Consider the following 13,392-nt stretch of genomic DNA (forward strand, 5'->3'; position numbering starts at 1 on the left):
ATAATGATTATTTTCTTTTTACTACTTCGAATGGTGCACGTATTGAAACGCCTTTTTTCATTAAGTTAGTCAGATTGGGATATAAACGCTCTTTAAAAGAATCCCAATTGCGATGCTCCATTTGGGTCCATCCTGCTTCTGCCAGTGCCAGACCGCGGGGATAGGTCATATATGTCACTCGGTTAATGTCCTTTATTGCTTCTCCCCAGAGTGTTCCCATTACTCCCAGAATGTGTGCCTGTTCTGCTGAGGGTTTTCCGTATCCCGGATCAAACTGATAACATGTTTCGAGTGTAGTTACTGGCATTCCCCAGTTATTAAATTCCGGAAGATCTCCTTTGAACTGCGGATAATCCAGATATGCAAATTCTCCCGGAGCCATAATTAGAGAGTTTCCATGTTGTTGGGTCAGTTTTTGGCAAATCGGTGTCAATCCGTGTCGCCAGCTCACAAGTGTTACATTTTTAGGGTAAGGGAACAGATAATCGTTGGCCGGCATGCGAATGTTATCTAATTCACACCAGAGAATAGGGTCTTTTCCATCAGCCTCTACGAAACTGAGCATACGGCTGAAAAAAGGAATCATTAATTGGGAAGCCTTTTCGTATTTCAGTTCCTTCATCATCTTTTGGCAGCGTTCACATTTGGTCCAGTTCTTTTCTATAACTGCTTCGTCACCACCCAGGTGGATATAACGTGAAGGAAAGAGAGCACTTACTTCATCAATAATATCTTTGTACACTTCGTATACTTTTTCATTATTGGCACAAAGCATCAAGTTTACAGTCTCACCTACGTTCTTTGCAATGGTATCGGTGTGTGTACATCCCAGTTCTGGATAAGCAGCTAATACAGCGACAGTATGTCCCGGAATATCCAATTCCGGCACTATTTCAACATGGCGTTCGGCTGCATAACGAATCAGGTCGGTCAACTCTTCTTGAGTATAAAAAGATTGTCCTGCGGTAAGTTTCGGATGCTTTTTAATTTCGATTCTCCACCCTTGATCATCTGTCAGGTGGAGTTGAAGCACATTATATTTGTAGCGTACCATCTGATCGATGTAGAACTTTACATCTTCTATTGGTAAAAAATGCCGGGCAGGGTCTAACATTAAAGCTCGATAGCCAAAGCGAGGGGCATCATCAATACTGATAGGAGTCATTTCTTTCCGATTGGTGGCGCATACATCTCCCAAGAGAACTTGATCGACAGTCATTACACCATAGAAAACGGCTGCTGCACTGGCTCCGCTAATGGTCATTCCTTTCTGGTCAACTTTGAGTTGATAATGTTCTTTTCCTTCCAATTGTGGATCAATAATTAACCGGATGGGGGATTGGCGAGAGCCGGAAAGGGGAATGTCTACTTGCATGCGGTCTTTCAGTATACTTTGCAGGGTAGTAGCTGCAAATTTTAATTCGGGTTGTCCGGGGTGAATCGTGATGTTCTTACCTGTTAAGCTGAAAGGCTTACTTTGGACTTGCTCTATGTGATTGGGCATAGGCAACAGGGCTGAACGATTGTTTTGTGCGGTTGCTGTAAAAGCAAACAAGAGTAAAATCAGTCCTAAATAGTTTTTCATGGGTTTAATTTATTAATTAGTTTCGTGGCAAATATACTGCTTTTGTACGAGAAAACGGACACTTCAGCACAGAAAGAGAGTATGCCGGCACTTTCTTTTCGATTAGATTTTTGCATAAAAATGTGAGATTTATTCGAGGAATAGAGAAAAAAAACAAAAATGTATCATTCCTATTAGGTAATATGAGCTATTTTGTTACCTTTGCGCCCCCTTATTCCATAGCGTAGAATAAGGTTAAGTGCTAATTAGATTTAACATGAGACTAAAAACAATCCTACTGACCACTATGGCCACCGGTTCATTTTTGTGCGAGCCTGTTGCTGCTATGTGTATTGAGCCTCCCGCAACTTCTGAAATGGGATGGTTTTTGAAAAAGAGAAAAAGGAGTAATCCCCAAGACAGTGTTGAGGTTAAGAATGAGTATGAGAAATTAACGGGAAGCGATAGTGTCGTTCGTCGTGGTATGTTCAATATATACCAAAAGAAGAACGATTACTATTTTGAGGTTCCTTCCGCCTTGTTTGGGCGTGATATGCTGGTGGTGAATAAACTGCAACGGGTACCAGCAGAGCTGAATGAGGCCGGAGTGAATCGTGGAACTAATTATGAGAATCAGATGATTCGCTTTGAACTGGATAAATCAGCTAATAAATTATTAATCCGTCAAAGTCGTCCGTTACCTATTTCACCATCTGAAGATGCCATTAGCCAATCGGTGAAGGATAATTATATTTCTCCGTTGATAGCCGGGTTTAAGGTAGAAGCATATAATAATGATTCTACCAGCGTATTGATTAAGGTGAACGATATATATGATGGTACAGAGACAAGCATAAATAATGTATTTACCAATATTAATCTTGGCACATCAGCCATTAAGAACTTATCAAGAATTTTATCTATTAAATCCTTTGATAATAATGTGGTAGCAACCTCGGAACTAACTACTCGTGTGACCGAAGGCACTACTACTATATATGTGACGGTGGAGGTTAGTTCCTCGATTTTGTTGCTTCCTGAAGTGCCGATGACCGGACGTCTGGATAATCCGCGTGTGGGATACTTCACTAATCCTTTGACTAACTTCAGTGACGGACAGCAACGGGTGAATAAAAAACAATTTATCACTCGATGGCGTCTTGAACCTAAGCCTGAAGACCGGGAGGCGTATTTACGTGGAGAGTTGGTAGAACCCCGGAAACCGATTGTTTTTTATATAGAGAACTCGACACCTTGTCGTTGGAGGAAGTATATTAAACAAGGGATTGAGGACTGGCAAGTAGCCTTTGAGCGTGCCGGATTTAAAAATGCCATTATCGCTAAAGATATTACCGAAGATATGGAGGTGGATATGGACGATGTGAACTATTCGGTGCTGACTTATGCTGCATCTACCAAAGCCAATGCAATGGGACCTTCTATTCTTGATCCGCGTTCGGGAGAAATCCTTGAGGCTGATATCATGTGGTGGCACAATGTACTTTCAATGCTTCAGGAATGGATTACAGTACAAACAGGCGTAGTACGTCCCGAAGCTCGTGGTGTTGCTTTACCGGATAGCCTGATGGGGGATGCCATGCGTTTTGTTGCCTGCCATGAAGTTGGACATTCGCTCGGACTGCGCCATAACATGATGGGTTCATGGGCTTTTCCTACAGATTCTCTTCGTTCGAAAACATTTACCGACCGAATGAATTCGACTTCATCGTCTATCATGGATTATGCCCGCTTCAACTATGTGGCACAGCCGGGTGATGGTATAAAGGCGCTTTCTCCTCACATCGGGGCGTATGATATTTTTGCCATAGAATATGGTTATCGTTGGTATGGCAAGCAAACACCGGAGGAAGAAAAAGAACTGTTACAGGACTTTTTAGCGAAACATACCGATAGGCTTTATAAATATAGTGAAGCACAAGATCCGCGGGATGCCGTTGATCCTCGTGCACAGAACGAAGATCTTGGCGATGATCCGATCCGTTCTTCACAGTACGGCATTGCTAATTTGAAATGTATTGTCCCTCAAATTATTCAATGGACAACTACCGGAGAGAAAGGACAGACGTACGAAGAGGCTTCTCGTTTGTATTATGCCGTTATTAATCAATGGAATAATTATCTCTATCATGTAATGGCGAATATCGGAGGTATTTATATTGAGAATACAACGGTGGGTGATGGTGAGAAAACTTATACGTTTGTGGAAAAGGAGAAGCAGCAGGCCGCCTTGAAGTTTTTGCTTGATGAGGTGCTATGCTATCCGAAATGGTTGTTTGACCCTGAAATAGCTCAATATACTTATCTGCTTAAAAATACTCCTTTGGGAGTAGTAGAGAATGCCCCGACACAAGTGCTGAAAAATGCACAGGCTTATGTTTTCTGGGATTTACTGTCGAATAATCGCCTGATGCGTATGCTTGAAAATGAATCAGTAAACGGGAAAAAAGCGTTCACGGCTGTTGAATTGATGGATGGTTTGCATAAAAGTATTTTTGCTGTAACAGAGCGTGGTGGATTGCCCGATGTGATGACCCGCAATTTGCAAAAAGGCTTTGTAGATGCATTGATTACTGCTGCTGCCGAAAGCGAAGGAGTGAAGGTGAACAAAAAGTTGACCGATAACCATTTCTTGTTCGATCATCAGGCACCGCTTTGCAGTTGTGACGATCATGCACATCGTTCGGCATACGCCGACCGTATGGGGGCACGCCGTGAACTGAATTTTTATGGTTCTCAGATAAATCGTATTTCCGATGCCATTTCAGTGAAACGGGGAGAGCTGCTCCGCATTAAAGATTTGCTCCAGAGCCGTCTGGGTACATCGGATGTAGCCACCAAATATCATTATAAAGATTTGATTTTGCGTATCAACACTGCGTTAGGCATTTCTAAGTAAATACACCAAAAACACAAAGTTCCCTCTGACAAACACTCAACGATTTTATTTGCTGAGCGAGGGGCTTTGTGTATTTATATAAATAAAAGACAGTTTTCAAAATGAGTATTAATTTTATAGGATGTAACAAATGAAAAGACACGTTTTTATTCTTTTATTGTCTTTTGTCGGAGCATTGACTTCTGCATTTGCCGCCGACAGGCAAGTTCAAGGAGTGGTGATCTCATCGGAAGATAATATGCCGTTGATAGGTGCTTCTGTCTATATAAAGGCAGAGGATCTGTCAAAAGACGGCAACTCTCCGACAATGACAGGAGTGATTACCGACATAAATGGTAAATTCAATATTTCAGTACCCGAGGGAGTAACTCGTCTATTCTGTAGCTATGTAGGATATGATGTGCAGGAAATTAAGCTTGTTCCCGGGAAGAATCAATATGAAATAACTCTTTCTCCATCGGCACAAATGCTTGATGCAGTAGTAGTGACCGGTTATCAAACTGTAGAACGTCGTAAACTGACAGCTGCCGTTGGGAAGCTGAACATTTCGGATGAAACTATTGGTGCTGTAAAAAGTATCGACCAGGCATTGGCCGGACAAATTGCCGGACTTTCCGTAACCTCTACTTCCGGTGCACCCGGTGCACCGGCAAAAATACGTATTCGTGGAACTTCGTCATTAAATGGAACTCAGGATCCGTTGTGGGTTCTGGATGGTATTCCATTGGAAGGTACGGATGTACCTCAGTCGGAGATCTTGAATGATATTTCTAATATACAACAGTCGTCTATTGCCGGATTGAATCCTGCGGATATTGAAAATATTACCGTACTGAAGGATGCGGCTGCTACTGCCATTTACGGGGCTCGTGCTGCAAATGGTGTGATTGTGATAACTACTAAAAAAGGAAAAGTAGGGAAGCCGGTGATTAACTTTTCTTCAAAGTTTACTTATATGCCTACACTGAGTTCCAAGCGTTTGAATCTGTTGAACTCTCAGGAGAAAGTAGATCTGGAACTTGAACTGCTCCGTTCTAATTTTGCCTATGGGAATAATAAGGGTGGAGTCTCTAAAATCATTTCCGGCTACGGTCTGACCGATGCATACAAAAACGGGGGCTGGGGAGCATTGACTTCTGAAGCGCAAGCCGATATCAACCGGTTACGGGATACTGAAACCGATTGGAATGATATTCTCTTTCGTGATGCTTTTAATCAGGAGTATAGTTTGAGCCTTTCGGGAGGTAACGAACGTGTAACCTATTATACCTCTATCGGATATTATAAAGAAAACGGTAACGTAAAAGGTGTTGGGTTGGATCGTTTGAATATTGTAGCGAAGACTTCGTATAAAGTCAACCGCATGTTAAAGTTCGGTGCTTCTTTGTTTGCCAACCGTCGTAATAACAAAACTTACCTGACAGATACGTACGGATTAGTGAATCCGGTTTACTATTCACGCAAGGCTAATCCATATTATCAGCCTTTCGACGCAAATGGAAATTACGTGTACGATTTCGATGTACAAAATACTTCTGATACAGATTTAGGTTTTAATATTTTTGAGGAACGTAAAAATACATCGAACGAAGAGACGATCAATGCGATTTCATCTATTTTCGATGCTGAACTGAGATTCAATGATAAGCTGAAGTTTACTACCCAGCTTGGGTTGCAATTAGATAAGGCCTCAAAAGAACAGATTGCCGACCAGGAAAGTTTCTCAATGCGTTTAACCCGTAAGAACAGTAAATATTGGGATTCTGCTTCTCAAAGCAACAAATACTTCATACCGGACGGAGGCGTGCACAAAGCATATGAAAACACGAATTCTCAGATTACCTGGAAGGCAATGGGAGAATATCGGGATAGCTTCAATGATATTCATGAACTGGAAATAATGGTGGGTACTGAATTGCGTAAAACCTGGTATGAGACACTCTTTTCCGCGGGATATGGCTTCGACAGACAGACGTTGACTACGAAGCCGGTTATCTTTCCGGACGAAGATCGTGCCAAACAATTTCCACTCCATAAGAAAACGTATAAAGAGAATGCTTATGTTTCTTTCTTCTCCACAGCTTCCTATTCGTTGATGAACCGTTATACATTCGGAGGAAGCATCCGTTTTGACGGTTCGGATTTATTTGGTGTCGATAAGAAGTACCGTTATCTCCCTCTGTATTCAATAAGTGGATTATGGCGGTTATCGAATGAACCTTTTATGCAGGGAGCCAGAAAGTGGATGGATAATCTTGCATTCCGTGCTTCATATGGTATTCAGGGAAATATAGATAAAAACACTTCTCCTTTCTTGTTGGGCAAATATGTGGTAGACAATATTTTACCGGGTGGATCCGAACATATGATCGATATAAACTCGGCTCCGAACAAGAAGCTTCGTTGGGAGAAAACTCAATCCGTGAATGTTGGGTTTGATTTCTCGGTACTCAATCAGGCAATTAACCTGAGTGTGGATTATTACTATCGTAAAGGTACAGATCTGATCGGAAGACAAATGTTGCCTCTTGAAACCGGTTTTGTTTCGACCAGTGTCAATTGGGCGAGTATGACCAATAAAGGTGTGGAAGTATCTCTTTCCACACGAAACGTTGCTACCAAAAATTTCTCATGGTATACGAACTTCAACTTTGCCTACAATAACAACAAGGTATTGCAGGAAGCTATTCCGGAGGCTCAGACTACTCCGGGGCGTGAAGGATATCCGGTCAGTGCTATTTTTGCGATAAAGACTGCCGGATTGGATGCGGATGGTTATCCTCTGTTCTATGATAAAGAAGGGAAGAAGGTTACTTTGAAAGAACTGTATCGCTTACAGGATCCTTATGGATTAGGTTTTACGGTTAGTTCGGATGTAACTCCGGCAGAAGAACGTGGATTTTATTCATATATGGGCTCGGGAGATACTCCTTATACCGGTGGTCTGATTAATACATTCAGTTATAAAAACTGGGAATTGACAGCGAATTTATCCTTTAATTTAGGAGGATATGTACGTACGACCCCTTCTTATAACTCTATCAATTTTGATCGGGGACAGAATGTGAATCGTGACATTTTGGATCGTTGGACTCCGGAAAACACCGACGGATATTTACCGGCATTGATTACCAGTGAAAAACGTGCTGATGAGTATTATTGGTATGATCAAAAGAGTGATATATATCGGCATCTGGATATTTGGGTGAAGAAGCTGAACTATTTCCGTTTGCAAAATCTGCGTTTAGGTTATCGTTTACCGGAGAAAATGACCAAAGCTTTGGGAATGGGATCAGCTTCGGTAGCTATTGAAGGACGTAATCTACTTGTATTTGGTTCAAGCTACAAGAATTTCCTCGATCCGGAATCAATGTACAATCCGTATGCACCGCCCATTCCTAAATCAGTAACGTTTAGCTTGAATTTGAATTTTTAATCATTAAGCAGAAAAAAGAAGATGAAAAAAATATATGTTTTGACTTTGTTGAGTTGTCTGTTGATGCTATCTGCCTGTGATAGTTATCTGGACATAAAACCGGTGGGAAGCGTGATCCCCCAAACTGCTGAAGAGTATCGCGCTTTATTGGCGCGTGCTTATCTGAATGTACCGAAGGACCGCGGACAAGCTTGTTTCCGTTCGGACGAGATGATGGTGAATGATAATGAATACGACCGGAATTCATTCGGAGACATCGAACGTTGGAATGATGTTTCTCCGTTTCCGGGAACGAGTCAGTTTACCTGGTCCAATTTCTATAATGTACTTTTTATAGCTAACCAATTGATCGAGAATGAAAAAGAAATTACAGAGGGTACTCCTGAAGTAGTGAACCAGCTGGTGGGGGAGGCTTATCTGCTTCGTGCTTATATGCATTTTGTTTTGGTAAACTTACATGGTCAGCCATATACTAAGCCCGGAGCCTTAAGTTCAAAGTCAGTACCTTTGAAGTTGGATACGGATATTGAAAAGACATTAGGACGCAATACTGTAGAAGAAGTTTATATTTCTATTTTGTCAGATATCGAACGGGCTCGTGAACTGATAAACAAAGAAGAATGGGAAACGGTTTTCTCTTATCGGTTCAGCGTTTTGGCAGTAGATGCATTGCAGGCTCGTGTCAGCCTATATATGGGTGAGTGGCAGAAATGTCTTGAATCTGCCGAAGCAGTATTAGCAAAAAAATCTGTTCTTGTTGATATGAACGAAGACTCCTTTGTTCTGCCTAATCATTTTGAATCAGTTGAAACCATAACGGCATTGGAGCAAGTTATGAGTTCAGTGGTCAATAACGCCGCATGGGCTCCTGCCTCTTTTCTTACTATTTATCAGGAAGGTGACAGGAGATTGGCTGCCTATTTTGCTGCTCCCGATGAAAATGGAAATAGAAAGAGTTCTAAAGGAGGGAAAAGAGATTACTCCTGTACTTTCCGTGTAGGTGAACTTTATCTTAATGCAGCCGAGGCTGCTGCGCGTCTGGACAAATTGCCGCAGGCACGTACACGTCTTTTGGAACTGATGCAGAAACGTTACACTCCCGTAGCTTATGTTGAGAAAAAAAATGCTGTGAATACAATGGATAAAGATGCTTTGATTGGTGAAATATTGAATGAACGTGCCCGTGAACTTGCTTTTGAGGGACATCGCTGGTTTGACCTTCGTCGTACTACGCGTCCACGGATTGTGAAAGTCCTCCAAGGCGAAACCTATATACTGGAACAGGATGATCCACGCTATACGATTCCTATTCCGAAAGATGCTATTGCTGCCAATCCGGGATTAGCCAACTAATACACATGAAGATCTAAAAAAGCACACACAACCCAAGCCGCAGAGTCTATAAAAAGACTTTGCGGCTTTTTTTATTTGTAATTTATCGCTGTGCCCTAATAACGTAGCTTACGTTAGTATTGATTTAGAATGAAACTTTACTTGTCAGAAAAGTAATTATCTCCTTTCAGAATGTATGAACGGAATTCAGGGGATACAAATTGATTATTTTATTTATATATCTGCAAATTAGATGATTAGAATGCTTTGTTGCTTGTCGGTCAAAGCTTTGTTTTAACACAGTGTTAAAGCAAGGCTTTTGATGATAAAGAAGAAGTCTTTTAAGTGCAAAAGATTTATTCTTTGTATTAAAGAATAGAATTCTTTAAGAATGGTATTAACATTGTTAATTGGGAATCTTTCCGAAATTAGGAATCACGTTATTCTATTTTTATAGTATAAATGTTGATGTGAAAAAATCACTATTAAAGTCAGCTTTATATAACTTATTTAAGGCATATAAATAAAAAAGGAGTACCGCCGTACTCCAACCTTTGTTAACCTTAAAATCTAATACTATGAAAAACACAATGCAAATATACACACGATAAATTAATCTGCAAACTATCCAAGAAAAAAAACATGCTTTATAACATAATTTAAACAAATCAGAATCTATCGCAGCTATCTAAATAAGTTTTTTCACATTGTTTTCGTACAGAAAGAGCATATAGGTAGGTATTGTTTTGCTTTATTTTCTTTACGGAGATGTGACCCGTATATTGGGTAAGTTACCTATTCCAACTTTTCCAGATAGATGTCTCTAAGTTCTTGCAGCCTAATATTCCTTATTTTCCAATCCATGTGTATACGCTATTTCCCGGATTTTCATTCTGGCAGATGTTCAGCATTTCTTCCGGCTGTTTAATACTCGTTTAATCATACTGCGTTGTTTGTCGTCCATAAATAAATGTTCCTTGCAATATTGTAATTCGATGTCAGTTATGCGCTTGCTGATAAAAGTGATAATGCGATGGGATGTTCTTTCTCAAAGATTCCCTCGTTCATGGCATAAAATAATTGGGTAATATGTGATTTTACTGTTTTCATGTACTTCTGAATTTTGTGCAAAAATAAGGGATTTTTCTGCCAAATTGAGGCATAGTTGTATTTTTGTATGTCAACGGCTTGTATAAACATATATTCGTACGGAGTGTTATAAACAGAAGTTGGTGAAATGGAAACATTATTGTATCTTTATCACCTGTAACAGTATACAGGAAGGAGTTTGAATTATGGAGTTGCGTACAGTCGATGTCACTCGTTACATTATGCCGCTGCGTGAGGGTGGTTCTCTACCGGCGCTGGCCGAAGCTGATGATGGTTTTAAATATGTTGTTAAGTTTCGGGGTGCAGGGCACGGAACTAAAGCACTGATAGCAGAATTGATTGGTGGTGAGATTGCACGGATGTTGGGCTTTCGTCTGCCGGAGTTGGTCTTTTTGAATTTAGATGAAGCTTTTGGACGTTCGGAAGGCGACGAAGAGATACAGGACTTATTGCAGGGAAGCCGGGGATTGAATCTGGGTTTGCATTTTCTTTCAGGCGCTTTACCATTCGATCCGGTTGTTACTGAGATCGACGGCAAACTGGCGTCACAGGTTGTATGGCTGGATGCGTTATTGACTAATGTGGACCGTACCACGAAAAATACCAATATGCTTATGTGGCATAAAGAGTTGTGGCTGATAGATCATGGTGCCTCTCTCTTTTTTCAGCATTCGTGGGTCAATTGGCACAAACATGCAATGAGTCCTTTTACTCAGATTAAAGATCATGCTCTATTGCCGCAAGCCGATAAGTTGGAGGAGGTGGATGCCGAATTTCGGGTATTACTGACATCGGAGAAGATTCGTGAGATCGTAAATTTGATTCCGGATGACTGGGTGGAGTGGCGTGACAAAAATGAAACTCCCCAAGATATCCGTGATATCTATTACCAATTTCTTATAGAAAGGATAGAACATTCTGAAACATTTGTAAAAGAAGCAAAACATGCCAGAGAAGCATATTTATGAATACGCCGTTATCCGGATTGTTCCGAAAGTGGAACGTGAGGAGTTTATCAATGTTGGAGTTATCCTGTTTTCCAAACAAGCATGCTTTATCAAGATGCGTTATGATATCAATGAAAAAAGACTGAGGCTATTTGCACCGGAACTTGATATTGATTCTTTCCGTGAACATCTGGAAGCTTTTAGCAAAATTTGTGCCGGTTGCCGTACAGGAGGAGCTATTGCCCAATTGGAAATCCCGGAACGTTTTCGATGGTTGACTGCACACCGGAGTTCGTGTATTCAAACTTCAAGACCTCATGTGGGTTATTCCGGTGATCTGGAGGAGACATTGGAGCGATTGTTCCGGGAATTGGTACTTTAATGCTTTTATCCTTTTGCCTCCTGATACATAAATCGTTTGATGCTCTTCTTCGCAGTTTTCTCAAATTCTTCGAAGTGAATCTTTATTTTAGTAATCTGGCAATAAGAGGGTAATTGCTGATTGAGTTCAATCCGGTTGGTTTCCATCATCCTTTCAATATCTGTTTGTGACAGTCCATGTGCAAAGGCATCATCGAAATCAGGGTAGATTAATGCCACAAGTTTATCTTTCTGAAGCAGGACTAATGATTCGGATACATAAGGCATGTTGTTGAATTTACTTTCTATTTCTTCCGGATAAATGTTCTGTCCGCTTGAAGTTAGTAACATATTTTTACTTCGTCCACGTACTGTGACATATCCCTCCGAATCCATTGTGGCCAAGTCTCCGGTATGGAGCCATCCGTTTACATCGATGATTTGTGAAGTCGCTTCCGGATTTTTGTAGTACCCCAACATTAGGTTCATACCCTTACAAATGATCTCTCCGGCAATGCTTTTCGGATCAGGGGAGTCGATTCTCACTTCCATACGGCTGGTTGCTTTTCCGCACGAAGCCTGTTTCAAAGTTTCCCAGCGACTTGAGCAGATAATGGGCCCACATTCTGTCATGCCATAAGCAATGGTGTATGGAAATCCTATTTGTTTAAGGAAGGCTTCCACTTCTGCATTGAACGGAGCTCCTCCGATAATAATCTCATCAAAATTTCCTCCGAAGATTTCCATGGCGGCCTGTCGGGCAGCAGCTTTAATTTTATCATTAACAATAGGTACTCTCAGCAGCAACTTACCTATTTTATTATCCAGTTTGGGGAGAATATCTTTTTTAATAATCTTCTCCACAATCAAAGGTACACAAGCAATCACTTTCGGTTTGATTTCGGCAAATGATTGTGCGATGATCTTAGGAGACGGCATACGCGTCAGGAAGTAAAGATGTGCCCCCGCAGAGAATCCGTAAAGAAAATCGTAGACCATACCGAATACGTGTCCCATGGGAAGCATCGAAACAATATGATCACCTGGTTTCACAGGGAGCATTTCGTGGCAATAGGCAATGTTTGACCAAAGACTACGATAGGGTAACATCACCCCTTTAGAATAGCCTGTTGTTCCTGATGTGTAATTGATAACGGCCAATTCTTCCGGCATATCTTTACGATAAGAGATGTGTTCCGGACGAAAATTCTTGGGATATCGTTGTCCGTATATTTTGTTGCGGTGCTCATGTGCGTACGTCAGTTTATTGTTGCGTGACACAAGTGGGGCAAAATCTGTTAAAGAAGATATACCTTCAAGTAGCGGCATCCGGTCTTCATTAAGGTTTTCCCATACCTGATCACCTACAAAAAGTAACTTTGCTTCGGAATGATTGACAATGTTATGGATATTATCAGCCTTGAATTCGTGCAAAATGGGAACAATAACTGCACCATAAGTCACAGTAGCCAAAAAGGTTACGGCCCAATGAGCGCTGTTGCGCCCGCAGACGGCAATTTTATCTCCAGGCTGAATACCGGCCATTTCTAATATGATGTGAAATTTGGCTATTTTACGGGCTACATCCTTATATTGAAGGGTGATTCCTTTGTAGTCTGTCAGGGCGTTTGCATCCCAGTTTTTTATGATGCTTTGTTCAATATAACCAATGAACCGTTGTTCTTGTTCCATTTTGTAATTTTGCACATTCAGTTAAAAACTGCGC

General features: G+C 41.0%; 7 protein-coding genes and 1 pseudogene. 5 read left to right on the forward strand and 3 right to left on the reverse strand.

Features of this window, described 5'->3' with window-relative positions; genetic code table 11:
- Positions 1–7: 7 nt before the first annotated feature.
- Positions 8–1,585: a beta-N-acetylhexosaminidase gene (locus FDF36_RS01425; RefSeq protein ID WP_220390051.1), complete on the reverse strand. Its 1,578-nt coding sequence runs from the start codon at positions 1,583–1,585 to the stop codon at positions 8–10.
- A gap of 256 nt (positions 1,586–1,841) precedes the next feature.
- On the opposite strand from FDF36_RS01425, the gene FDF36_RS01430 reads away from it, so the two are divergent.
- The 3 genes from FDF36_RS01430 to FDF36_RS01440 all read left to right on the forward strand — a co-directional run bounded on the left by FDF36_RS01430 (position 1,842) and on the right by FDF36_RS01440 (position 9,270).
- Positions 1,842–4,481, forward strand: coding sequence for a zinc-dependent metalloprotease (locus FDF36_RS01430; RefSeq protein WP_220390052.1), 2,640 nt, complete (start codon positions 1,842–1,844; stop codon positions 4,479–4,481).
- Between the two features lie 130 nt (positions 4,482–4,611).
- A complete protein-coding gene (locus tag FDF36_RS01435; protein WP_220390053.1) occupies positions 4,612–7,917 on the forward strand; it encodes a SusC/RagA family TonB-linked outer membrane protein in 3,306 nt (1,101 codons plus the stop codon).
- 21 nt (positions 7,918–7,938) lie between these two features.
- The gene (locus FDF36_RS01440; RefSeq protein WP_220390054.1) at positions 7,939–9,270 is read left to right on the forward strand and encodes a RagB/SusD family nutrient uptake outer membrane protein; all 1,332 of its coding nucleotides are present in this window, start codon (positions 7,939–7,941) and stop codon (positions 9,268–9,270) included.
- An 817-nt stretch (positions 9,271–10,087) separates the two neighbouring features.
- Here FDF36_RS01440 and FDF36_RS21440 read toward each other — a convergent pair.
- A pseudogene (locus FDF36_RS21440) lies at positions 10,088–10,261 on the reverse strand (AAA family ATPase); the annotation flags it as partial.
- 283 nt (positions 10,262–10,544) lie between these two features.
- On the opposite strand from FDF36_RS21440, the gene FDF36_RS01445 reads away from it, so the two are divergent.
- Positions 10,545–11,327 carry a HipA family kinase gene (locus FDF36_RS01445; protein ID WP_005777455.1) on the forward strand — a complete coding sequence of 261 codons (783 nt, stop codon included), beginning with the start codon at positions 10,545–10,547 and terminating at the stop codon, positions 11,325–11,327.
- Entirely contained in the window at positions 11,305–11,688 is a 384-nt protein-coding gene (locus tag FDF36_RS01450; RefSeq protein ID WP_022012902.1) for a DUF3037 domain-containing protein, read from the forward strand. The genes FDF36_RS01445 and FDF36_RS01450 overlap by 23 nt, the downstream gene beginning before the upstream one ends.
- A gap of 5 nt (positions 11,689–11,693) precedes the next feature.
- On the opposite strand, the gene FDF36_RS01455 is transcribed toward FDF36_RS01450, so the two are convergent.
- Positions 11,694–13,358: a long-chain fatty acid--CoA ligase gene (locus FDF36_RS01455; protein ID WP_220390055.1), complete on the reverse strand. Its 1,665-nt coding sequence runs from the start codon at positions 13,356–13,358 to the stop codon at positions 11,694–11,696.
- Positions 13,359–13,392: the final 34 nt, after the last annotated feature.

It is taken from the genome of Bacteroides fragilis, assembly GCF_019583405.1.
GTDB classification, from domain to species: Bacteria; Bacteroidota; Bacteroidia; order Bacteroidales; family Bacteroidaceae; genus Bacteroides; species Bacteroides fragilis_B.